This window comes from Methylocapsa polymorpha (assembly GCF_045689225.1).
Taxonomy (GTDB): Bacteria; Pseudomonadota; Alphaproteobacteria; order Rhizobiales; family Beijerinckiaceae; genus Methylocapsa; species Methylocapsa polymorpha.
On sequence record NZ_CP136862.1, the window covers coordinates 2300574 to 2324391 of the forward strand.

General features: G+C 62.3%; 18 protein-coding genes, 1 tRNA gene and 1 riboswitch. Of the genes, 7 read left to right on the plus strand and 12 right to left on the minus strand.

Features of this window, described 5'->3' with window-relative positions; translation table 11 throughout:
* Window positions 1–265 precede the first annotated feature (265 nt).
* Window positions 266–2962, plus strand: coding sequence for a DNA ligase D (gene ligD, locus RZS28_RS10580; RefSeq protein ID WP_407337726.1), 2697 nt, complete (start codon window positions 266–268; stop codon window positions 2960–2962).
* Between the two features lie 286 nt (window positions 2963–3248).
* On the opposite strand, the gene RZS28_RS10585 is transcribed toward ligD, so the two are convergent.
* From RZS28_RS10585 to RZS28_RS10595, 3 genes are all read right to left on the minus strand, one after another.
* A complete protein-coding gene (locus RZS28_RS10585; protein WP_407337727.1) occupies window positions 3249–4307 on the minus strand; it encodes an OB-fold nucleic acid binding domain-containing protein in 1059 nt (352 codons plus the stop codon).
* A gap of 492 nt (window positions 4308–4799) precedes the next feature.
* A tRNA-Val gene (locus tag RZS28_RS10590) sits at window positions 4800–4874 on the minus strand.
* Between the two features lie 241 nt (window positions 4875–5115).
* Complete coding sequence (locus RZS28_RS10595) at window positions 5116–5697, minus strand: mismatch-specific DNA-glycosylase (RefSeq protein WP_407337728.1); 582 nt, start codon at window positions 5695–5697, stop codon at window positions 5116–5118.
* A 275-nt stretch (window positions 5698–5972) separates the two neighbouring features.
* On the opposite strand from RZS28_RS10595, the gene RZS28_RS10600 reads away from it, so the two are divergent.
* The 3 genes from RZS28_RS10600 to RZS28_RS10610 all read left to right on the plus strand — a co-directional run bounded on the left by RZS28_RS10600 (window position 5973) and on the right by RZS28_RS10610 (window position 11325).
* A complete protein-coding gene (locus RZS28_RS10600) occupies window positions 5973–7535 on the plus strand; it encodes an acid phosphatase (RefSeq protein ID WP_407337729.1) in 1563 nt (520 codons plus the stop codon).
* Between the two features lie 92 nt (window positions 7536–7627).
* Window positions 7628–9556: a hypothetical protein gene (locus RZS28_RS10605; RefSeq protein WP_407337730.1), complete on the plus strand. Its 1929-nt coding sequence runs from the start codon at window positions 7628–7630 to the stop codon at window positions 9554–9556.
* A 125-nt stretch (window positions 9557–9681) separates the two neighbouring features.
* Window positions 9682–11325, plus strand: a complete 1644-nt coding sequence (locus tag RZS28_RS10610) for a PEP/pyruvate-binding domain-containing protein (protein ID WP_407337731.1) — start codon at window positions 9682–9684, stop codon at window positions 11323–11325.
* Window positions 11326–11365: 40 nt separating this feature from the next.
* Here RZS28_RS10610 and RZS28_RS10615 read toward each other — a convergent pair whose 3' ends face one another.
* From RZS28_RS10615 to ftsH, 3 genes are all read right to left on the minus strand, one after another.
* Window positions 11366–11779 (minus strand): hypothetical protein, encoded by a 414-nt coding sequence (locus tag RZS28_RS10615; protein WP_407337732.1) that lies wholly within the window; start codon window positions 11777–11779, stop codon window positions 11366–11368.
* Between the two features lie 101 nt (window positions 11780–11880).
* Window positions 11881–12201, minus strand: coding sequence for a hypothetical protein (locus RZS28_RS10620; protein WP_407337733.1), 321 nt, complete (start codon window positions 12199–12201; stop codon window positions 11881–11883).
* A gap of 133 nt (window positions 12202–12334) precedes the next feature.
* The gene (gene ftsH / locus RZS28_RS10625; RefSeq protein ID WP_407337734.1) at window positions 12335–14176 is read right to left on the minus strand and encodes an ATP-dependent zinc metalloprotease FtsH; all 1842 of its coding nucleotides are present in this window, start codon (window positions 14174–14176) and stop codon (window positions 12335–12337) included.
* A 573-nt stretch (window positions 14177–14749) separates the two neighbouring features.
* On the opposite strand from ftsH, the gene RZS28_RS10630 reads away from it, so the two are divergent.
* Window positions 14750–17029, plus strand: coding sequence for a right-handed parallel beta-helix repeat-containing protein (locus RZS28_RS10630; RefSeq protein ID WP_407337735.1), 2280 nt, complete (start codon window positions 14750–14752; stop codon window positions 17027–17029).
* A gap of 48 nt (window positions 17030–17077) precedes the next feature.
* Here the strand turns inward: RZS28_RS10630 and RZS28_RS10635 are convergent, their stop codons facing one another.
* From RZS28_RS10635 to RZS28_RS10660, 6 genes are all read right to left on the minus strand, one after another.
* Complete coding sequence (locus tag RZS28_RS10635; protein WP_407337736.1) at window positions 17078–17947, minus strand: HpcH/HpaI aldolase/citrate lyase family protein; 870 nt, start codon at window positions 17945–17947, stop codon at window positions 17078–17080.
* 30 nt (window positions 17948–17977) lie between these two features.
* On the minus strand, window positions 17978–18484 hold the full coding sequence (locus RZS28_RS10640; RefSeq protein ID WP_407337737.1) for a MaoC family dehydratase: 507 nt from the start codon (window positions 18482–18484) through the stop codon (window positions 17978–17980).
* 34 nt (window positions 18485–18518) lie between these two features.
* The gene (locus RZS28_RS10645; RefSeq protein ID WP_407337738.1) at window positions 18519–19112 is read right to left on the minus strand and encodes an NUDIX domain-containing protein; all 594 of its coding nucleotides are present in this window, start codon (window positions 19110–19112) and stop codon (window positions 18519–18521) included.
* A 3-nt stretch (window positions 19113–19115) separates the two neighbouring features.
* Window positions 19116–19907, minus strand: coding sequence for an NAD kinase (locus RZS28_RS10650; RefSeq protein ID WP_407337739.1), 792 nt, complete (start codon window positions 19905–19907; stop codon window positions 19116–19118).
* Window positions 19908–19978: 71 nt separating this feature from the next.
* Window positions 19979–20545, minus strand: a complete 567-nt coding sequence (locus tag RZS28_RS10655; protein WP_407337740.1) for a histidine phosphatase family protein — start codon at window positions 20543–20545, stop codon at window positions 19979–19981.
* Between the two features lie 230 nt (window positions 20546–20775).
* A complete protein-coding gene (locus tag RZS28_RS10660; protein ID WP_407337741.1) occupies window positions 20776–22560 on the minus strand; it encodes a PAS domain S-box protein in 1785 nt (594 codons plus the stop codon).
* A gap of 121 nt (window positions 22561–22681) precedes the next feature.
* Window positions 22682–22834: riboswitch (cobalamin riboswitch) on the plus strand.
* A gap of 33 nt (window positions 22835–22867) precedes the next feature.
* On the opposite strand from RZS28_RS10660, the gene RZS28_RS10665 reads away from it, so the two are divergent.
* Together RZS28_RS10665 and RZS28_RS10670 are read left to right on the plus strand one after the other, a co-directional pair.
* A complete protein-coding gene (locus tag RZS28_RS10665; protein WP_407337742.1) occupies window positions 22868–23080 on the plus strand; it encodes a CbtB-domain containing protein in 213 nt (70 codons plus the stop codon).
* Between the two features lie 10 nt (window positions 23081–23090).
* Window positions 23091–23813, plus strand: coding sequence for a CbtA family protein (locus RZS28_RS10670; protein WP_407337743.1), 723 nt, complete (start codon window positions 23091–23093; stop codon window positions 23811–23813).
* The last annotated feature ends 5 nt before the right edge of the window (window positions 23814–23818 follow it).

Sequence of the window (23818 nt, forward strand, 5' to 3'; positions counted from 1 at the left end):
TTGGGGTTGTACGCCGTTAAGCGCGGCCTCTGGCCCCATCATCCGCGCTAGTGCGACTGTTCTCGCGGATTTCGGAGTCGCTCAACGATTGTAATTCGGCTGACGAAATCACGGCGACGGAGCAAAATGATATGCTTGACGCCGAAGGCAGCAGGGCTTTGTTCAAGGAGGAATTGACATGTGCTATCGGCCGCAGGTGATCGGACACGCTATCGCTGTCAGCGGCGAAAGCATATGTTAATTGTTCAACATCCTGGAGGATGTCGTGCAAGAAAGTAAACTTGCGAAATATCGCTCCAAGCGAGATTTCAGCAAAACGGTTGAGCCGGCCGGAGAGACCGAGATTGTCGGTCTGCGCCGCCGTCGCTTCGTAATTCAGAAACATGCCGCGACTCGGCTTCACTACGACCTTCGGCTGGAGCTCGATGGCGTCTTTAAATCCTGGGCCGTGACGCGAGGGCCTTCGCTTGATCCCCATGATAAGCGACTCGCGGTGGAGGTCGAAGATCATCCGCTTGAGTATGGCGACTTCGAAGGGGCGATACCCAAGGGCCAATATGGCGGAGGAACGGTCCAGCTGTGGGATCGCGGCTATTGGGAGCCGGAGGATACGAAGAGTCCGGAAGAGGCGCTGGCGCGCGGCGAATTGAAGTTTCTGCTTTACGGGGAGCGTCTCCGTGGGAGCTGGGTCCTGGTGCGCATGAAGCATGACCGAAACAGGGGTAAGCGCACCAACTGGCTGCTTATCAAGCACATCGACCAATATGCGCGGGAAGGCGACGCCGACGCTATGCTCGCGGAGGATCGCTCGGTCGCCTCCGGCCGCGCCATGGCGGAGATAGCGTCGGGGCAGGGTCGGGGCCCAAAGCCGTTCATGCTGGTTGGAAAAGGGTCGGGTGACCCGGGCGCCATCTGGGACGCGCGCAAGGATTCGGCGTCCGACAAAGGAGTTGCACGAAAATCTGTGGCTAAGACTTCGTTAAAGACATCGATGCGGCCGCGCTCCGCGAGTCTTCCGGATTTCATTCCGCCTCAGCTGTGCCAGCCGGTCAAGAGACCGCCAGCAGGCGGCGGATGGGCGCACGAGATAAAGTTCGACGGCTATCGCGTTCAATTGCGCGTCGAAGGTGGAAAAGTCACGTTGAGGACGCGCAAGGGCCTGGACTGGACCGGGAGGTTCGCGGCGATAGCCCAAGAGGCGAAATCCTTTCCTGATGTCATCATGGACGGCGAGATCGTCGCGCTCGGCGAGAAGGGCGCTCCAGATTTTGCGGCTCTGCAAGCGGCGTTGTCGGAGGGAAAGACCGACAATCTTATTTTTTACGCCTTCGATCTTTTGTTCGAAGGTGAAACTGATTGGCGCCCTCGGCCGCTGTCGAGACGCAAAGATCGTCTTCGGGAGCTGATTTCAGCACAGGGCCGCGGCGAAGCCGAACTTATCCGGTTCGTTGAACATTTCGAGACGGGCGGTGATGCTGTGCTCAAGTCGGCTTGCCGGCTGCTTTTGGAGGGCATTGTCTCGAAGAAGCTGGATGCGCCTTACCAGTCGGGTCGTTCGGGGACCTGGACGAAAGCCAAATGCAGGGCTGGCCACGAGGTTGTCATCGGAGGATGGACGACGACCAATGGCAAGTTTCGTTCGTTGCTTGTCGGCGTCAATCACCGCGGCCGGTTCGTTTATATCGGTCGTGTCGGAACTGGGTATGGCAAGGCAAAAATCGAAAAGCTTCTCCCGCGGCTAAAAGAGGTTGCGACGTCCAATTCACCTTTTGCCGGGGCCGGAGCGCCGCGCAAGGATGCAACCATCAATTGGACGCGGCCGGAGCTCGTCGCGGAGATCGAGTTTGCTGGCTGGACGGGGGACGGCATGGTGCGTCAAGCCGCCTTCAAGGGGCTGCGTGAAGACAAGCCCGCTTCCGAAGTTGAAGTCGAGTCGCCCGCGCCGGCGGCTGAAACGGATGTTCCGGAACCGAGCGTAAAAACCAAGGCCCGGGGTAGGCATTCCGCCGCCGCGGATAAGCCGGCCAACGCCGGCAAGCCAAACAGACCGATCGTGATGGGCGTTTTGATCTCCAATCCGAACAAAGCGCTATGGCCTGACGGCGGTGACGGAGCGCCGGTCGCCAAGCTCGACCTCGCCCGCTATTTCGAGGCCGTGGGGCCCTGGATGATCGGCCATATCCGCGGGCGCCCGTGCTCGCTTGTTCGCGCTCCAGACGGGATCGAGGGGCAACAATTCTTCCAACGTCATGCAATGACTGGCGCGTCGAGTCTCCTCGATCTTGTCACTGTATTCGGAGACCGCACGCCCTATCTCGAGATTGACCGAATCGAGGGTTTGGCCGCGGTCGCGCAAATCGCCGGGCTCGAGCTTCATCCGTGGAATTGCGAACCAAACCGCCCCGAAACTCCAGGCCGCTTGGTTTTCGATCTCGACCCAGGACCAGATGTCCCGTTTTCCAGCGTTGTCGAGGCCGCTCGAGAAATGCGCGACAGGCTGGACTCTTTGGGGCTCGTCGCCTTCTGCAAAACGACTGGCGGAAAGGGCCTTCACGTTGTTGCGCCGCTCGCGGTGGCGAAAAACACCAAGCTGACCTGGCCGGAGGCGAAGGAGTTTGCACGCGAGCTTTGTCGACGCATGGCGAGCGACAAGCCCCAGCTCTATGTCGTCAACATGGCCAAGAAGCTGCGGACGGGCCGTATTTTTCTCGACTATCTTCGCAATGACCGCATGGCGACAGCGGTCGCGCCATTGTCGCCCCGAGCCCGGCCGGGCGCTACGGTTTCGATGCCGCTGACCTGGATGCAGGTGAAGGCCGACCTCGATCCCAAGAGGTTCACTATCCGCAGCGCGCCAGGTCTTATTGGCAAAAGCAAAGCCTGGGCGGATTATTGCGGCGGTCAGCGGTCGCTGGAAACGGCGATCAAGAAGCTTGGCCGATCTGTGATCGCCGCAGCGTGACGGGCAAACTCCGTTCTCTCGGAAACCGCGGGTTCCGGCCAATTTGGAGCAGAAAACCTTGCAGCCCTCGACAATCCGTTCGGCCCGAGGTTGTCGCCCAAGTCTTAGGTCCGTTCCGTTACCCATGTCTCACGGCCGGACACTGCTCGGCGCGCGCCAAGTCGACTCGCTCAAGCTCGGCGACATCGAAGCGGCCCAAGCCGACGTCTCCGCAGGCAAGACGTCGAAGGTGCGGGAACGATCACGATCACACCCTGATTTGAGAGATTTTGCCGCTTGCGCCGCATTACTGAAAGTTGCGGCCTTTCGGCAGGATGCGTTGTATGTCCGCGGCGGAGCCGGCGCGCTGGGTGGGCGTCTCCCCTTCGGCGAAAAGGCCGGGTTGAGCAAATTTTTCCGGCTCGCGCAGAGCGGCGCGAAGATGCGGGCGCCTGACGGCGTCGGCGCGGGCGAAGGTCTCCTTGACGCCTGGGTTCGACAGAAGGGATAGAAGAAACGTCAGATTTTCGGCGCGCTCGACGACGATGTGAATCACATTCGCTTCGTTCTGCAGGCGTCCGGTCACGGCGATGAAACGCGCGCCGATGACGATCGGGCGCAGGGCTTCGAAGACCCTTGGCCAAACGATGGCGTTGGCGATTCCGGTTTCGTCCTCGAGCGTGAGGAAAATGACGCCATTGGCGGAGCCTGGGCGCTGGCGCACGAGAACGACGCCGGCGACAGTGACGCGGCCGCCCGGCGGATGGTTGCTGAGCTCTTCGGCGCGCAGGATTTTCTTCTGGGCGAGCCTGTCGCGCAGGAAGGCGACCGGATGCGCCTTCAAGGAGAGCGACAAATAGCGATAATCTTCGACCACATGTTCGCCGAGCGGCATGGGGGGAAGCGCGGCGTCGGGTTCGAGCGCCCGCCAGCTCAGATCCTTCAATAAGGGTAGATCATCCTTGTCGCCGGCGCGGTTCAAGCCGCGCACCGCCCAAAGCGCCGCGCGCCGGTCGAGGCCGAGCGAGCGAAAGGCGTCGGCTCTGGCCAGAGTTTCGAGCGCCCCTGGCGAAAGCCCGGCGCGCAGCCAGAGATCGCGGATCGAATCATATCCTTGCGCGCGCAAGGCTGTGAGACGCCGCATGTCGGCTTCGCAAAGTCCTTTGATCTGCCGAAATCCCAGCCAGACCCTGTGGGTCGAAAAGATCTCGTCTTGCATGGACGCATGGCGCGGATGCAGCCGCTGCTTGACCGGTTGACGCTCCAGCTTCGAATCCCAATCGGAGAAATTGACGTCGACCTCTTCAACAGGAACGCCATGCTCGCGGGCGTCGCGCACGATTTGCGCCGGCGCGTAGAACCCCATGGGCTGGGCATTAAGGAGCGCGCAGGCGGGCAGACAGAGCCAGAGCGAAGCCCGAGGCCGCCGCCCGCGTCGCCCGCGCGCGCCGGCGCGATCTCATGCAAGGCGCCGCGGCGAAGGCCGCCCTGCAGCAGCCGGTCAAGGCTGAAGTTTTCACCCAAGCTCACGCGGGCGCGGCTCGAGAGAGGCGCATTGCCCGCCTTGATCCCTGCAGCCTCGATCCTAGCAACCTTCCGGCGCAAAAAGTCCAACCGTTCCGACCTGTCGCCTTGCGACATCGGCTCCGCTCCAAGCTCGATTATGTTCTATATTTGTTCCTATTGATTCCTGTTTCAGAGGCGAGAGTCAAGGAGGCTTTTTCAGATCATTCACGCCTCGAATGACAGGGTTGCGCCAGCGGCGGCTGCCGCGCCGGCCCGCGCGTTGAGCCACGCGTCATGAGCTGAGGCTTTGCGTGAACTCTTGAAAATACCGTTATTTTTCAAACTATTGAAATGGTGGGCGCGACAGGGATTGAACCTGTGACCCCTCCCGTGTGAAGGGAGTGCTCTCCCGCTGAGCTACGCGCCCGCCTTTGGCCGCAATATTTTGGCCGAGACGTCCAAGGTTCGGACATCGCCGCGACGTCGACGAACCGCGACCTTTATGGAAGGCCGACGATCGAAGTCAAGTTGGATTCCGGGCATTTTCCGGCCGAGGCGTGAGGAAGTCGCAGCAAGGCAATGTCCGCTACGACCAAAGGACCTATCGCCAGCCTGCGGTCCGCCCGGTCGCACGGCGGCTCGACCTTCGCCCGTCGCGGGCGCTTCGATCAGCCATCGCCCTCATCCAGGCGCGCGGCCAAACGATCATACCAGAGGATCTGATCGGCAAGGGTGAAATGCGCATTGGCCGGGCTGGGATTGGGGACGACAAAGATCTGCGATCGGCCGATTCGCACCGATTGCAGGCCAAGGATCGGATCGGACCTCGGTCCCACCAGCGCGCGATGGACCTGCCGATAGGCCATCATCCCATGAAAACAGGCGATGCGGGGCTGGCGCCACGCGAGTTTCTCCACAAGGGCGGTCACGGCGGCGGCGAATTCGGCCGGCGCGAGATCGCTCGCCCGCGCGGTCGGACGTTTCACGGCGTCGGTGAAGCCAAAACCATGCGCGAGAAGCAGGCGATCATGCTCGGGCTTCAAATCCGCGGCTCCGATCCCCTGCCGCGCCGTCTGGCTCAGAACCGAGCGGGAAAAGGCGGGCCAGAAGCGGTTCGTATTGCGCGCGAAATAATGACCCTGTGCGGCCGAGAAGATCGACGGGTTGATGCCGACAAAGAGCACGTCCAGCCCATCGCGGACAAGGTCCGGCAGGCTCAGCGGCGGCTCCTTGTTCCTGTCGGGTTTCATTGCCCCGGCTCCCGCTGCGATCGCCGGGCCATGCGCTAGAATCGGCTCAAGGGCGGGTGCGGCTTCAGTATGGATTTAAAGAAGCGCGCATCAAGGTCTTGTACCCCGCGCTTCTTTAAAGGTACATCCCGCCGTCCCTCGATGAAAGAATTATGACCAATCGAGGCATTAGGGTTTGAGCGTCAAGAAAATGCAATAAGAAGCGGTCATCTATCGGGCGGCGGGGACGAGTTGGGAAACCTTTCCAGTCCCCCATCGGCGCTTCAGGAGAGCAAATGAAGAACAGGCGGTTTGGGCTTTGCGCTGTGCTTGTCGTGGGCGCCCTCGCGATTGCGGTTGGGACCGCCGAGGCCGCTGGCGATGCGCCGGTCCCACCGAACGGGCTAGAGAAAATCGATACGATCGTCGTGATCTACGCGGAGAATCGCAGCTTCGACAATCTCTACGGCAAATTTCCCGGCGCGAACGGCTTGGCGAATGCAACGCCCGAAATGGCGCGGCAATTGGACCGCGGCGGCTCGCCTTTGAAGGAGCTGCCGCCGATCTGGGGCGGCCTCACCGCGCAACATTTCAAGCCCGCCGTCGCTGAAGCCGACACCGAACACCTGCCGAATGCTCCTTTCGCTATTGACGATCCAAAGGGCCTCAACACGCCGGTCAGCGCGCCGACGAGAGATCTTGTGCATCGATTCTATCAAAACCAGATCCAAATCAACGGCGGCAAGAATGACCGCTTTGTCGCCTATGGCGATTCCGGCGCCTTGGTGATGGGTCATTATGACGGCTCGAAACTGCCGCTCTGGGAGGTCGCAAAAAGATATGCGCTCGCGGATAGTTTCTTCATGGCGGCGTTCGGCGGCTCTTTCGTCAATCATTTCTATCTGGCCTGCGCCTGCGAGCCCAGATATCCGAACGCCGATCAGAGCCCCGCGAGAGGTCTGATCGCCGCGGTCGAGGCGGATGGCGTCACCTTGAAGCTCGCGCCGGACTCCCCCAAATCCGCGCTCGACGGCGTTCCGAAATTCGAGAATGACGGCAGCATCACCCCGCACGATTTTTACGCCGTGAACACCATGCAGCCGCCCTATCAGCCGAGCGGCGTCAAGCCTGCGCCGGGCGGCGATCCGGCATATGCGAACCCCAACGCGCCGACCACGCTGCCGCCGCAGACGGAAACGACGATCGGCGATTTGCTGAGCGAGAAAGGCGTGACCTGGGCCTGGTACGCCGGCGCCTGGCGCGCGGCGCTCGATGGCGCGGCGGTCACGCCTGCGCCGAATTTCCAATTCCATCACCAGCCGTTCAACTATTTCGCCGCCTATGCTCCGGGGTCGGCCGCGCGCGCCGAGCATTTGCGCGACGGCGGGATCAATGGCGCTTCGTTCATCGAAGCGATCGACTCCGGGACCCTGCCTCAGGTCGCATTCTACAAGCCGCAAGGAAATTTGAACGAGCATCCGGGTTATTCCGAGGTCCTCGCCGGCGATGAACATATCGCTGAGATCGTCAGGCATCTCGAAGAGAGCCCCCAATGGGCGCATATGTTCGTGCTGATCACCTATGATGAGAATGGCGGATTTTGGGACCATGTCGCGCCGCCGAAAGGCGACCGCTGGGGTCCGGGAAATCGCATTCCGGCGCTGATCGTCTCGCCTTTCGCCAAAAAAGGCTTCGTCGACCATACGCTCATGGACACGACCTCGGCGCTGCGGCTCATAACCAGGCGCTTCGGGCTGCCGGTTCTTGACGGCCTGCGGGAGCGGGACGAGGCGATGGCTGCGGCGGGCGGCCAGAGGCTCGGGGATTTAACCAGCGCGCTCGATCTCCCTTCGCCTTGAGATAGAACAGAACCGCACGAACCCACTTGTGCCAAAAAGGCCGGACGCCGTCAGCGGGCGTCGCGGCGCCTCTTTCAATGCGGAGCATCGGCATGAAGGCCCAGATCATCGAACAGCTCGGGCAGAGCGAGATCCTGCTGCCGTCGCTCGTCGCGGACGGGCTCGCGGCCAATAATCGCGTGAAGGTGCGCATGAGCGCCTTGCAGGCGGCGGCGCAGCGCGCGCGCGATCCCGCTGAAGCCCCGATCGATCTTTCGGCTGAATGCGAGGCCGCCGGTCTCGGCCTTGCGGCGATAAAATCGCTCATCGCCGGAGCGCGCCAAGCGGCGGCGGGCCGGATCGCCATCCCGGACCTCCCCAAGCTGACTGCGGGCGTTCTCGAAGACGTGAAAATCATGCTCCGCGCCGTCGAGGTGGGCGCCCCGCCGGAAGGCAAGACCTTGGCTGAAAGGCTGGTGGCGATCGAGGCCTCCGGGGCCCTCGCGCCGGCCGAGGAAATCGAGGCGGCGGCGATCTCAAGGCTGACAAGCGTCTCGGCGACCGGCGGAGACAGCCTCCATCGCCTCGTCATGGACTTGCACAAGGCGTTGAATCGGCTCGCCGCAACTTGCGCCGAGGAAATTCTCGCCGGCGCGCATGTCCACGGATTGCGCGCCGAGGATAGGCCGGCGGTCGAGGCGTTCATGCGCGGCCTCAACCGGACCAAGCCCCTGAAATTCGGCCATCCAGGTCTCGCGACCACGGCGGCGCGATCGGGATCGCGCCTGATCATCCAAAACGACATTGGCACGACGGACGCCCATGTGATCGTGCTCGGGATCGAAGGCGATTCCGTGACGGTCACCCACACGGACGTCCATCTGGTCCGCGCCAAGTTCTTCACCGGCCTCTTCGACAAATTTCCAGTGCGCTGGAGCGGCCTCGAGACCAAGAAAGCCGAGGGACCCGACGCCGATGGCGCGTTCTATCTCGTCACCGGGCGATTTGCCGCCGAAAGCGCGGAAACCCGCGACGCCTTCCTGGAGGCGATCGGCGCGGCGCTGGTCTTCCTCATCGACTGGAACAAGGCGCGGAAGGTTCTGCGTCTCTGGGTCTCCAAGGGCGACGCCATCGGCATTCTCGATTGGGCGGCGCGAAACTCCATCGGCCATCGCGCCTTTCTTGAACTCGGCGGCGCCGACCTTGTGGCGTCCGCCGTGCGCCACGCCATCCCGACCCGCATCGGCTTCGGCGAGCGACTCGATTCTTCTCTCGGCCGCGAGTCGGCGGTTGATTTCCTGAAGACGGTCCTGCGCGTCTCAACGGACGCCTTGCTCGAAGGCCAATCCGTGCGCCTTGTCAGGGACCGCATCGAGGCCGATCTCGTCCGCCGTTTGGAGCGGGTCGAGAGCATGCTGCTCGCGATTGTCGTGCGGCAGGCCGGGCTCGCCCGCGAGATCGCGGCGGCGCTGTCGCTCAATATCGCGGACCGGCAATCCGGACGCAGGACCGATGGACCCGCCATGGCGGCGCTTGCCCGGCGCATCGAGGAAAAGGCCGATCGAATTGCAGTCGAAGCGCGCAATGAGGTGGCGAGATTTGAGGCGGACGCGACGATCGAAGATCTCGTCAATGGCGTCGAGGCGGCGATCGACGAGCTGGAGCAGGCCGCCTTCATAGCTTCGCTCGTGCCCGCCGAAGTCGATGCGGCGCTGTTGAAGCCCTTGGCGGAGCTTTGCGCCGCAGCCGTGGCCGGGACCGAGGCGGCGGCCTCCGGAATTGTCGCCGCCGCCGAGGCGCCGGAAGGGCGCCGCGCCGATTCCGAGGACGCGCTCGCCGCCGTCGCGAGACTTATCGACGTCGAGCACATAGCAGACGCCGCCGAGCGCGCGGTCACAGCTCAGGTTTTGCGCGGCGGGCTCGATCTGACGACCTCGCTTTCTGTTCTCGAGCTGGCGCGGGCGATCGAGCGGGCGACCGACCGATTGGCCGGGTTCGGGCATAGGCTTCGCCAGCATGTTCTCGCCGACTTGGCCGCTTAGCGCGTTCCGATCGGCTGGGAGCATTCGCTCAGCAGGGACTGTCCTAGATCAATAAGTCGGGGCCGGTCCTGGGCGAATAGACCAGCCAGCCCCGCATAATAGGCTCCAAAAAAGGGATTGAAGCTATGCAGATCGTCCGCATTGGCGATGGGTCCGCCAAACGCCATTCGGCCGAGCATATCGGCGCAAAGGCCGCCAATCTCGCGCGAATGGCCGTGCTCGGGCTGCCCGTGCCTCCTGCTTTCGTGCTTCCGGTCAAGCTATGCGCTGCGGTCATCGATGGGGACCCTCACGCCGAACGCAACCTGATCGATGGTCTGAAGGAAGGAATCGCCTTCCTGGAAGGCGTGACCGGCAAGCGGTTCGGCGATCGCCGCGAGCCGCTGCTCGTTTCGGTGCGTTCAGGCGCCGCCCGATCCATGCCCGGCATGCTCGACACCATACTTGACGTCGGCTGCACCTCGGCGGCGGTTCACGGCCTCATCCGCATGACGGGCAATCCGCATTTCGCTTGGGATTGCCGCCGTCGGTTTCTCGAAGGCTACGCCAGCGTCGCGCTCGGATACGATCCGGCCCCCTTCGGCGCGGAACTCGCGCATATTGTCGCCGGGGAAGGAGTCGAGAGCGATCGGGATCTCGACGGCGAGGCGCTTGAAAGGCTTGCCGCCGCCTACCAGACCCTCGTCGCGGACGATTGCCCGTCGGAAGATCCGATGGCGCAGCTCCTCGGCGCCACAAGGGCCGTCTATCGCTCGTGGACAAGCGAGCGCGCCTGCGCCTACCGTCGTCTTGAGCAGCTCGAACATTTGCGCGGGACGGCCGTCGCCATTCAGGCCATGGTCTTCGGCAATCGAGGGCTGACTTCGGGGGCGGGCGTCGCATTCTCGCGCGATCCCTCGAACGGCGCCGCCGAGCCGGTGATCGATGTGCTGTTCGACGCCCAGGGGGAGGATGTCGTGTCCGGACGCGTCACGCCCAAGACCGAGGCGGCGCTTGCGAGTTCGCTGCCTGCGGTCGCCAGCCAATTGCGGGAGATTCTGGCGCAGCTCGAACGCGAATATGAGGACGTGCAGGATGTTGAATTCACAATCGAAAACGGGCGGCTATGGATTCTTCAGACCAGAGCCGCGAAGCGGACTCCGCGTGCGGCGCTGCGGATCGCCATCGATCTCGTTCATGAAGGCCTGATTACCCCGCAGGAAGCTTTGCGTCGGCTCCACGGCTTGAATCTCGATGCGGTCGCCCACGCCCGGCTGGCCGAGGCGGGGGATCCGATCGCGCGCGGCAAAGGCGCCTCCTCCGGCATAGCGGTAGGGCGCGTCGCCTTCGACTCGGCCAGCGCGGAGCATTTGGCGGGCTCGGGCGACCCGGTCATTCTCGTGCGGCCGACGATGACGACGGATGACGTCAAGGGTTTTGCGGTCTCCGCCGGCATCCTGACGGCGATTGGCGGCCCCACCGCGCATGCCGCGCTTGTGGCGCGGCAGATGGCTAAGCCCTGCGTGGTTGGCTGCGATAGCATCGTGGTCGACGTCTCCGGCCGGCGGGCGCAAATCGCCGCCGCGGCCGTCGAAGAAGGAGACTGGATCTCGATCGACGGCGACGCTGGCGCGGTCTATCTCGGCCGAGGCAAGGTTGTCATCGAGCGGCCGGAAGCCGAATTGGCCGAACTCGATCGCTGGCGCGGCGGGGCCGGTGTCGCAAGGCCGGCCGCCGCTGACTCTGAAACGAAGGCTTCGAAGCTAGACCACGCTCAGCTCAAGCCCTGAACCGCCTTTGGGATAGACAAGGTCAGAAGGGCAGGGCGGCTCAAACGTAATCGACCGACGCGACCTGAAACGTATGGAGCGCCTTCTCTTCGCGGATCGCGACATAGTCGCCGATGACGAATTGGTCGCTCTCCAAATGCAGGGCTCTTTCGTCCTCGACATTGGGCGGGCTGGAGTAATGGAACGCCCAACCGCCGCCTTGTTTGCGCTGGAGGCGGCCAAGCTCGTCTTCCTCTCCCTCTCGGAATCGGACGATCCGGCAAAGGTCGCGGTGCTCCTTCCAAGCGTCGACGTCGATCCGCGACTGATCGTCGAGCGGAAGGATGAGAATGTAGCCGTCTCGCGCGCTGCCTTCGGGGTGGCCTTTTTCACGCGCCAATTCGAGGCGAATGCGGCGAAAGTTGTGGGGATATGATTTTTGCTCTGGCGCCGGATGGGTGGGGGCGTGGGACAAGATAAAAATCTCCTTCGGAGCGGGCCGCCGCGCCGGAACTCATGATTTGAGCCCCGCGCGTCAAGGCGAGAAGCAGCATAGGTCTGGCCGCTACGGCGGGTTCAGGCGGCCTTTCGCGTAATCGCCGCGCGAACTTCCTCCATGAGCCGTCCCGTCTCGACCCCATAATCATCGGTGGCTTTTCGCATGAATTGCGATTGCGCCTCCATGAATTCCGGAACATTGGCGCAATGGTTGACGCGCGTCAGATATTCCGCCTGCGCTTGCAGCCGGTTGGCCGTGAAGCGCAAGGTTTCACCCGCGACCGTCAGGGGCAGGCGCAGAAAAGTGGCGTTCCACCATGTCGTGAAACTTGCGGCGGCATTTGCCGGATCAATGCTATTGGCGCCGGCGCCATATCCGGTTGAGCTTACGTTGGTCATCGCCCTGCTCCTAACGGTTTCCAAGCTTTCCGATTCATGAGCGCCTAACCAAATGGCTATGTTTTGATCTGGATCAGAGTCTTGTGGTCCAGCGCTATATTCGTCGCCCGCCGACCGCGCCAAGCGAGCCGCCTCAGGCCGAAAGCGCCGGGACGACGCCAAGCTTCTGCGGCCGTTGGATCGGTGGAAAATCCTCGGCCGTGATCGATTCTTTCGCGAGCAGCAGTTCCGCGCCCTTATCGAGATCGCCCCGCCGCCGCGCCAGAATGTCGCGCGCTTCGACGAAGGCTTCGCCCACGATGTCGCGGACGCTGAGATCGATCTCGCGCAGCGTCGCCTCCGAGGCGGCAGGCTTATCGAGCGACTGCGAGCCGAGGAGGAATTGCGGCGGCGCCTTATAGGTGCGCTGTCCGACGCTCTGCGCCATGCCGTAGAGCGTCACCATTTCGACGGCTATGTCGGTGGCCCGCTGGAGGTCGTCCGCGGCGCCGGTCGAGATATCGCCTTCGAAGAGAAGCGTCTCGGCGGCGCGTCCGCCCATGAGGACGGTGATGCGATGCCGCAATTCGCTGGCGGCGAGGACGAAGCGGTCCTCCGTCGGGCGCTGGATCGTATAGCCGAGCGCGCCGACGCCGCGCGGGATGATCGAGACTTTCAACACCGGGTCGACATCGGGCAGGCTCGCGGCGACGAGCGCATGGCCCATTTCGTGATAGGCGACGCGGCGGCGCTCCGGCGGCGTCAGGATCCTGCTCTTCTTCTCGATCCCGGCGACGATGCGCTCGATCGCGGCGGTGAAATCCTCGATGGTCGCCGCCGCGCTCTTGCGGCGGGTGGCGATGACCGCCGCTTCATTGACCAGATTGGCGAGATCGGCGCCGGTGAAGCCCGTTGTTATGCTTGCGACTTGATCGAGATCGGCCGCCGGATCGAGAACGATCTTCTTCGCATGAACCTTCAGGATTTCGAGCCGCCCCTTGCGGTCCGGGCGGTCGACCAGAACCTGCCGGTCGAAGCGGCCGGCCCGGAGCAGAGCAGGGTCGAGAATTTCCGGCCGGTTTGTCGCCGCCAGCAGAATGACGCCGATCGAGGGATCAAAACCGTCGAGCTCGGCGAGGAGCTGATTGAGCGTCTGCTCCTTCTCGTCGACCCCGCCTATGCCGCCGACTGTGCGCGATCGGCCGAGCGCGTCGAGCTCGTCGATGAAGATGATGCAAGGCGCGGCCTTGCGCGCTTGCTCAAACAGATCGCGCACGCGCGCGGCGCCGACGCCGACGAACATCTCAACGAATTCGGAGCCCGATATCGAGAAGAACGCGACCCCGGCTTCGCCGGCCACGGCGCGGGCGAGCAAGGTCTTGCCGGTTCCTGGCGGTCCGACCAGGAGAATGCCTTTTGGCGCGCGGGCGCCGAGGCGGCCAAAGGATTTCGGGTCCTTGAGGAATGACACCACTTCCTGCAGCTCGAACTTGGCTTCCTCGACGCCGGCGACATCCTTGAAAGTCACCTTTGTGTCGGTTTCGACATAGACTTTCGCATGCGACTTGCCGATGGTCATGAGCCCGCCGAACCCCTGTTTCTCGGCAAATCCGCGGAAAAGAAAGACCCAGAGAGCATAGAAGAGAAGGGCGGGAATGACCCAGGCGAGGATCACGCCAACCAATCCAGATGGCGGCGCTCCAGTGACCTTGATCCCATCTGCGGCGAGCTTGTCGGCGAGCGCCGGATCGACCCGAACCGTGATGAATTTGCTCACGCCGTTCGGCTCCGGCGATTTGAGCGTGCCTTCGATCGTGTCCGAGCCGATGACGACTTCGGACACTTGCTTGTCGGCGACGCGCTTTTCAAACTCGCTATAGGGAATCGTTTCGGTCTGCTGATAGGCGCTCCACACCTGCTGCAGCAGCAGCACGCCGAAAACGGCGGCGATGATGTACCAGATCGCCCAGGTCTGTTTCCGACTGTCGGACGCCATGCTATGCTTGCTCCCAAGGCAGCTGAAGACTGCTCCGCCTCGTTTCGTTCAGATTCGCTGCGTTGCCGCTGTTGGCCAACCGTAGCCTGAACGGCGCCGCGCTCTAGCGTTGAGCGATTCTCCTTAGACGTCGCCGCGCTGCGTCGAGCTGATTTGGATCAAGCTCCGGTCATTGATCTGGAGCCGCGGCGGCGAACATCAAGGATCGTCGCGCGGGTTCGCATGATGACTTCCGTCATAGCCGTGAATTTGCGCATAGGATTGACATAGAGAACGATCGGCGCCGGCGGGGGGGGCGAGCGGTTTTGGCGATAGCGATGCGCTTGCGTTAAAATGCCCTAAAGCCACGCTTTCTTTGGATAAATTTTGAACTTTGTATTTTCATCTAGGCGAGAGAATTCGATGCTGCGTCGCGCCTTCCGCTTGCTCTTTAAGCGCTTTCCCCTCGCATTCGATGGCGAGGCGGCTTTGGGCCGCTATTTTATTGCATTTTCCTGTGTCGTTTTGCTTGCGGCCGCGTCCGACGCCCTCAATGGAGCCGGCCGCGCCCTTCCAGCGCAAAGGGACGCGCCCGTGGCGGACGTTTTTGTATCGCCTGCCGGGAATGACGCCTGGACGGGTCAGTCGCCAAGCGAGAACGGGACAAAGGGCCCGGTCGCCACGCTGCATCGGGCCAAGGAAATCATCGCCGCGAAGCTTGCCGCCGCCGGCGGGCGTTCGCGCGATTGGACGGTTATTTTTCGCGGCGGAGCCTATCGCCTTGCCGACAAGGAGATTTTCACATTGGCGGATTCCGGCGGCGAAGGTCATGTCGTGACCTATGCCTCCTATCCGGGAGAGTCGGCGCTCATCAGCGGCGGCCGCGTTCTCAAGGGCTTCGTGGTCGATCGCGCTACAGGGTTCTGGAAGCTTCATATCCCGGATGTTCAGGGCGGAGCTTGGACCTTCAACGAGATATGGGTCAATGACGCGCGCGTCGGATGGCCGGTCCGGCCGGTCCGCGGCGGCGACCGCTTTCATGTCGCGGCCCAGGTCGCGAGCTCGGGCAGCGCGGCGAGGGATGCGATCCGGCCGCCATTCTCGGGCGCGGCGCGCGAGAAGCTCACGCGTTCGACGGCCAAGCCGCCGACCAACACGGACCGGTTCGGCTTCAATGCGGGCGAGATCTCCGCGGCTTGGACTAATCCCGCCGAGATCAGAATCAGAGTCTCTCACCCGAGCAGCAGCTCGTCGCTTATTCCGGTCGCATCGATCGACATGGCCAATCATATCGTGACGATGAACTCGCACACGCTGAACGACACATTGCCGGTCGGAACGCCGTGGCGGCGGGAGAATGTATACGAGGATTTGGGAACGAATGGCCAAGTAGGAGAAATGTATCTGGACCGGACGACCGGGGTGCTGACCTATGTTCCCCGGCTTGGAGAGACCCCCGCAAATTCGACGGTCGTTGCGCCGGTTGCGGATCAGTTGATTTTGATCTCCAACGCGGCGGCCTATGGCGGCGCAGGACATCCCGTCGGCAATATCGCGTTTCGGAATTTGACCTTCGCCCACACCGGGTCATATTCGCTCGCAAGAGGCTATATCGGCCACTTCAATAATGACCAGACTGATCCCTACGCCGCCATCGCCACGATTGGCGCGCGCGGCGTGACTATCGATCATGCCACGCTGCGAAATCTTGGCGAGCAGGGGATCATCTTTGGCCCCGGATCGAGCGGCAACGCCGCGACGAACAACGAGCTCTACGATCTCGGAAGCGGGGGGATCGGCGCAGCTGACGACTATCAATATAGCTGGCCCAATGTCTATTCCGGCCCCTACGCCTCAGGCGTCCCGCTGGTCGGGACGAGCAATACGACAATAAGCAATAATTCCGTCCATGATTATGGGAAGGTGTTTACCTGCTCAACCGGGATATATCTCGGTCAGGGCGCCAATAATGCGATCTCGCACAATGATGTATATCACGGGCCATCATGGGGAATAAGGGTTCAAAACCAATATGTCTCAAACAGCATATCGGTAGACCCGAAAACTCATGATAATTACATAGGCTACAATCACGTCTATGAAATGGGCTGGGACGGCGGACGCGGCGCGGCGCTCGCGAGCGACTATGGAGGCGTTTATCTCAATCTCAGGGGCTCCAACACGACCGTCGAGTTCAATCGCATCCATGATATTCATACGCTATATCCGGTCGTGTATGGCGGGGCGCTGCAGGCCTATGGCGGCGACAATAGCGCGCTCTATATCGACGGGGACTCCGCCTATGTGGCGGTGCGAAACAATCTGCTTTATGACGCCGAGAACGCCCTGCTCGTGTTGAAGGGCTCCGGCCATGTCATTCGCAACAATATTTTCTATGGCAAGTTCCGGAAGGGCGTCCCATTTGGGATCGGCGGCGGCAAGGCGCGGCCTATTTTCACCTATCCGTTCGGGGACGGAAACCTCACGCCCGCCTCCATTACGCCGGCGATGGATTTTCAGAACAACATTGTCGCATTCGACGATGACTCTACAGACGCTTGGAGCGTGAATGCGTGGTTTTGGAATCATGGAAGCCCGAATGTGGGATTGTCTCAGAAGCCGATTGTCGCCGACAAGAATCTCTATTTCAAATATAGATCGGCCATCACGAATTATGCGCCGGATTTGACCTTTGCCGAATGGCGGCGCGCCGGTTATGACGTCAACTCGAAGATCAACGCCGATCCTCTTTTCATAAATCCCGCGGCAGGCGACTTCAGCCTGCGGCCGGATAGTCCGGCGCTCGAGCTCGGATTCGTTCCCTTCGATCTATCTGCCGTGGGGCGCAGCAAAAGCGTCGCTTCAAAGCTTTGAATGGGCTTAGGCGGGCTTGCGCTTTCGCCTGCGGTGCGACCGTCGCGTTCATTTGGGCAAGCGCTCCAGCAGCCGCCGCGCCCTGACGAGATGGGGCCGGTCGAGCATCTCGCCGTCAAGGCTGACGACCCCGGCTTCCGGCTCGGCTGCGAAGGCCGCGACTATGGCGCGCGCTTTTTCGATCGTCCCTTGCGAAGGCGTAAAGACCTCGTTGATGATGGCGACCTGCGCCGGATGAATGGCCATCTTGGCGGTAAAGCCGTCGCGCCGCGCCGCCTCGCATTCCAAGCGAAATCCGGCAAGGTCGCGAAAATTGAGATAGACCGCATCGATCGCCGTGACATCGGCCGCGCTCGCGGCGAAGAGCGTGAGGCTCCGCGCGAGCGCATAAGGCGCCGTATAGGCGCCGTCGGGGCCGCGATTCGTCTCGGCGCCGAGACAGGCCGAGAGATCCTCGGCGCTCCAGGCGAGGCCCGTGAGGCGCTCGCTTGCGCCCGCATAGCCGCCCATGTTGAAGAGCGAAGCCGCCGTCTCCGTGACGATCGCGATGACGCGCGTCGCGCCATCGGCCAGATCATGCTCGGCCTCCTTGACCGCGAGCTTGGCGCCGAGATGTTGCAACGCTGCGGCGCTGACGCATTTCGGCAGCAGAACGCCATCGGGCGCCGCCTGCATGACGGCGTCGAGATCGGCGTCGATTAGCCCCGAGTCGAGCGCGTTGACGCGCACATAGAGGAGCGGACGCGGACCCTTGCTCTTCGCCTCTTGAATGAAGCTCAAAACCGTCTGCCGCGCCTTCGGCTTGGCGACAGCGGCGACAGAGTCCTCGAGGTCCAGAAACAGGCAATCCGCGCCGGCGGCGAAAGCCTTCTCGAGCTTCTTTTCGCTATCGGCTGGAACGAAAAGCTGAGAGCGCATGAAAGACCTACGCGAGGTTTTGATCAAAGCTCAAGCCGGCCTCTTCTTCATGAAGGCCTGGCGGCGACATTCGGCGACGAGCGCGCCGTCCTGGCGATAGGCGCGATGGATGAATTCGACAACGCCGGCGTCGGGTCTTGATTTCGACTCTCGTTTCGCCGCGACCTCCGTCGTCGCATGAACCGTGTCGCCTTCGAAGAGAGGCGCCGGAAACCTGACCTCGGTCATGCCGAGATTGGCGATGGTGGTGCCGAGCGTAAGGTCGTTCACCGAAATGCCGATCATCAGGCCGAGCGTGAAAAGGGAATTTATCAAAGGCTTTCCCCACTCGGTCTCGGTCGCGCAGAAATGGGCGTCGATATGCAACGGCTGCGGATTGAGCGTCATGTTGGAGAACAGCATATTGTCCATTTGCGTGACGGTCCGGGTCAGGCGATGCTCGATCGTCGCGCCGATGACGAAATCCTCGTAATAGAGCCCGCCGCGCTTGTGGCGCGGGGAGCCCTCCGCCATTGCGACTTGCGGTTCATTGCTCATCTGCGTCCGCCCTGCATTGGTTTTTCAGTCTTGCTCAGGCCCGCTCGCCGCCGCGCATCAGGCCGGCGAGCTTGGCGTATTGCAAAAGCAAAATCGTCTTGGCGTCGATGATTTCGCCGCGCTCGATCATGGCGAGCGCTTCGTCAAGCGTCGGCTCCAAGACCTCGATGTCCTCGCCTTCTTCTTCGAGCCCGCCGCCGTCGCCGGTGCGGTCCCTCGGCTCATATTGCGCGACGAAGAACGTGAGTCTTTCGCAAAAATAGCCCGGACTCATATAGGCTTCGAAGAGTCGTTGTGGATGGCGCACTGCAAATCCGGTCTCCTCTTCGGCCTCTTTCACGATTCGCGCTTCGGCGTCGGCGCCTTCGAGCCTGCCGGCGCAGACTTCGATCAGCCCTTCATGGCCGCCCGAGAGAAAAGCCGGCGCGCGGAACTGGCGCACCAAGACCACCCGCGCGCGATCGGGGTCATAGAGCAGAATCGCGGCGCCGTCGCCGGTGTCATAGACTTCGCGGGTCACGCTTTGCAGGCGGCCGTCAAAGCGCCTGCGCTCGAGCATAATCTGCTCCAAAAGGCCGCGCCCGCGAGCGAGGACCTGTCGGCTGAGAATGCGAATGTCTTCGACCATGTCTCAATATCCGAACTGTTCGCGCAAGATCTGTTCGTTGAGTGAATGGCCGGGATCATGGAGGAGCGTGAGCCCCGTGGCGTGATCCATGGCGACGGTCACCTTGATGATGTTCTTCAGCTCGAAATGATCGGCGACGGCGGCGACCGGGCGCTTGTCGGCTTCGAGAATATCGATGGTGATCCGCATTTTGTCGGACAGCAATGCGCCGCGCCAGCCGCGCGGACGAAAGGCGGAGATCGGCGTCAGCGCCACCATTGTGGCGTCGAGCGGCAGAATTGGGCCATGCGCCGAAAGATTATAGGCGGTTGAGCCGACGGGCGTCGCGACGAGGAGGCCATCGGCCGCAAGCTCGCCCAGCCTCTCCCTGCCGTCAATCGAGATCCGCATTTTCGCCACCTGATAGGACTGGCGCATGAGGGAGACTTCGTTGATCGCCCGCGCCTTGACGCTTTCGCCTTCCATGTCGATCGCGTTCATCAGCAAAGGATGCACGATCGAGGCCTCGGCCTCATCGAGGCGCTGGATGAGGTCCGGTCCATGAAACTCATTCATGAGAAAGCCGACCGTGCCGCGATTCATCCCGTAGATCGGCTTGTTCGCGCCCATGAAGCGATGCAGCGTCTGCAGCATGAGGCCGTCGCCGCCGAGCGCGACGATGACGTCGGCCGCCTCCGGATGGACATTGCCATATCGCGCGACGAGCTCGTGAAGCGCCGCCGTCGCCTCCGGCGCGCCGGAGGACAAAAAGGCGATGCGCTCAAAGCGATGTCTTGGGCCTTTTTCAGCCGCCATGATCTTGCGCTCCCGGAGCAGAGCCTTGACATAGCCGCAAGCCGTCCCCGCCGTAAAGCCGCCGCCATGGCCTATTCGACGACATCGGCGCGATCACCGGCGAGGAGAAGCTGGGGAACTTGCGTAAAGGTCCAGGCGCCCCCGCGCCGGTCGAAAACCCACACAAGGTCAACACGCTCGAACGGCCAATATTGCGGCGCTGTCGTGTCATCGCCGAGAATAGCATTGGCGATCACATGCATGGTGAGATGTTTCCAGGCGATCAATGCGGGACCCGGCGCCGCGAGCGCTTTTTGCACGAGGGCCGCTTCTTCGCCTTCGAAATAATCGCGGTTGAATTCGACTTTGGATTCAGCATTCAGCAGCTCGGCGAGCGGCAGCAAACTGTTCTGCGGCCGGAGGCTTGGATCTTCCGGCGCCGCCTTGCACGCATAAAGGGTTTGCGGCCGTGCGAGGGCTGGATGGACGAAATGATTGTCGCGCGGCGCGAAGAAGCGCACAAGCGCGCCGGCGCGCTGCCAGCCGCGCACGCTTAGCGATTCCTTATCCTTGCGGCCTTCCAGGTTCACGCCGCGGAATTTTTTGTCGGCGCTCGGCCTTTCCGAATGGCGGATCAGCATGATCTTATCGCAGGTCATAGTTTGGGCTCCAATGTTTAAGCGCGGGGCTGCGCCGCCGCCGGGCGCGTAAAAACTTACCTGGCCTAAAATTATGACGCGCAAGACGCCATATGCGCATCGCAGAAAAGGGCCGCGGAGCGACTCCGCGACCCTCTGGTCCGTTACGCTATTTCTGAGTGACCTCGGAGCCAAATTTTCGACTTCGCGGATGCGCATCGGCGTCGCGGCCGGCCCTGCCGCCTGAGCAGCTAGGCGACGTGCGCGGCAAGCTCCTTCAGCAGGGCCTCAATCACCACGAGCAGTTGGCTTCGGCTGAACGGCTTCGTAAGGACAGGCGCGTCGCGGAATCCGAGGGGGAGAGCTTCGCGTCCATAGCCGGTGGCGAATGCGAAGGGGATGTTTTTTTGGGTCAACGCCGCCGCGAGTTCATGAACTGGATGGCCTGCGAGGTTGGCGTCGATGAGAGCGGCGTCGATAGTCGCATCCGCGATGAATCGCTTTGCGGTTTGGATCGTCGCGGCTGGTCCAATGATTTCGCAGCCCGTGGACGCCAGTAGCGATTCGATTTCCATGGCGACGAGCGGCTCGTCCTCAACGATTAATATCCGCCTCCCACGCAAAGCGGCAGGAAGCGCCTCCCGATCCAGCCTGGGCTCATTCTTGCGCGTCGCGGGCGCCGCGTGAAGGGCTGCGCTCTGTTTGGATTCCTCGGGCAGGGGCAGTCTGATCTGGCACACGACGCCATCCGCGCCATATCTAATGGCGGCTTCGCCGCCATTGGCTTCGAGCGATCGCTCAATGAGCGTCGCGCCAAAACCACGCGACGTCGGCGCGCTCAGGTTTGGGACGCCGCTCTCGCTCCATTCCAGAAGCAACTCGCGCTCGCCATCCGTTTGCATCTTCCAGCTGATCGAGAGCTGTCCGGCTGGCGCAGAAGCGGAAAGAGCGCCATATTTCCGCGCATTCGTGCCAAGCTCATGCAACACCAGCGCCAGCTGCACCGCCACCCGGGCGTCTAGAATCAGGAACGGTCCAGAGACGGAGACCCTGGCGCAGTCCGCCGCGCCGAGCACCACCTGCTCGCGCACGAGGTCCGTCAACTCGGCGCCCTTCATTTTTCTTTGGACCAGAAGATTGTGCGCGCGCGCCAATGCTTGAACCCGGCCATTGAAGCTCTCCAGGAAATCGCCGGGGCTCGCCGCTCTACGCAGAGACTGGCTTGCGATCGCCTGAATCGTGGCGAGCGTGTTCTTGACGCGATGATTGAGCTCGTCAAGCAGCAGGCGCTGCAATTCTTCCGTCTGCTTTCGCTCGGTAACGTCGCGGGCCACCTTGGACGCCCCGATCACCTTTCCGGTCTCGTCGCGCAAAGGGGAAACGGTAAGGGAGATATTGACCCGGCGGCCGTCCTTCGTCACGCGAGTCGTGTCGTAATGGTCGATGCGTTCGCCGCGCTGGAGTTTCGCAAGAATCACCTCCTCTTCCTGACGCAGCTCCGGCGGGATGATGCGGGTGATCGATTGGCCAATGATCTCGTCCGGCTCATAGCCGAAGATGCGCGTCGCTCCGGCATTCCACGAGGTGATCTGGCCATTCAGGGTCTTGCTGATGATGGCGTCGTCAGAAGAGGCGACAATGGCGGCGAGGCGCGCCGATTGGATTTCCGCGTGCTTGCGGTCGGCGATGTTGACAAGCAGGTTTATCGCTCCGGTCACGCGACCCGACTCGTCCCTCAATAGGGTCGGATAAGGAATGAAAGGCACGCGCGAGCCGTCACGCCTCTCGATAATGGCTTCGATCCCTTGGACCGGCCGGCCTTCCGTCAGCGTTGTCGCGATGGGGCATTCGTCATGCGGCATAGGCCGACCATCGGGCCAATAGAGGCGCCATGACCCGCACCATTTCGTCCCACGCTCCGGCCGTTGTCCCCAAAGCTCCGCTGCTGCTTCGTTGTAGAAGGTGATGCAGCCCTCGGCGTCGGTCGTGTAAACGGCGACCGGCAGGGCTTCGAGCAGGTCAAATGCGGCGATCATGCTTTTCCAACGCCTGATCACTAGAGTGGTTCCGCGCAAGCGCTCGCGGTTGATCGCCAATGAATTTCCCCGGCGCCTGGTTGCGGCCATTCCCTCAAATATCTGCGTCTTGGTTGACAGAATTCGGCGCCGGCCATACGGTCGCGCTTACCGGGATGCGAAGAAGGCGGTGCAAATCCGCCGCGGTCGCGCCACTGTCAGCGAAGGGCCTCGGCGGAGCAGCTTAAAGCTTGGCCGGACCGTCGCGAGCCAGACCTTCCCTTTCCGGAGCGATGAAGAAGGGACGCGTCATCCCAGGAGTCACGACATGAGCAACGCCCTTTACGCGCCCGCCGCCGCCCGGCCGGCTCCGATTCCCGTCCGCGACATTCTGCCTTGGCTCGCTTTCGGCGGCCTTCTCGCTCTCTTGGCGATTTATTTCGTCGGGGCGGAGCAGGGCGCGACCGCGCTGATCTCCGGCCATTATATCCATGAATTTGTCCATGACGGACGCCATCTCATGGGCTTTCCCTGCCATTGAGGCGCCGCACATGGTTGGCTCTCTTCTGTTGCGCGGAATGCTAGCCGGCGTCCTCGCGGGACTTCTTGCCGTTATGTTTGGGGCGCTTATCGGCGAGCCGTCGATCGAGCGCGCGATCGCTTACGAAAGCGCCGCGGCGCAAGCCGCCGGCGAACCGCCTGAGCCTGCAATCGTAAGTCGCGAGGTTCAGCGCGGCGCGGGACTTTTGACCGCCGGCGCGGTTTATGGCGCGGCTCTTGGCGGGGTCTTTGGTTTGGCCTTCGCCTTCGCTTACGGCCGCATTGGCGGGACGGATCCTCGCATCGTGTCGGCGTTTCTCGCCGGCGCCGGCTTTGTCGCGATCGCGCTTGTTCCTGCGTTGAAATATCCGGCCAATCCTCCCGCGATCGGCGCGGCCGAGACGATCGGCGCGCGCACGGCCCTCTATTTCATCATGGCGCTTGGCTCGCTCTTGGCGATGATCATCGTGGCGATGATCGGACAATGGCTTGCGGATCGGGTGGGCGATTGGAACGCCGGGTTCGCTTGCGCCGCCCTCTTTGTCGCCGCCGTCGGCGCCGCAGCTTTTTTGCTGCCGCCGGTCGATGAAGTCCCCACGGAATTTCCGGCCGATCTTCTCCGGCGTTTTCGTCTGGCCTCCTTGGGCGTCCAGGCGGTATTGTGGGCCGCTCTCGGATTGAGCTTCGGCGCGATGACGCCATCCGCTCATTATGGCGCAGCCGCGCGAGGCTGACCTCG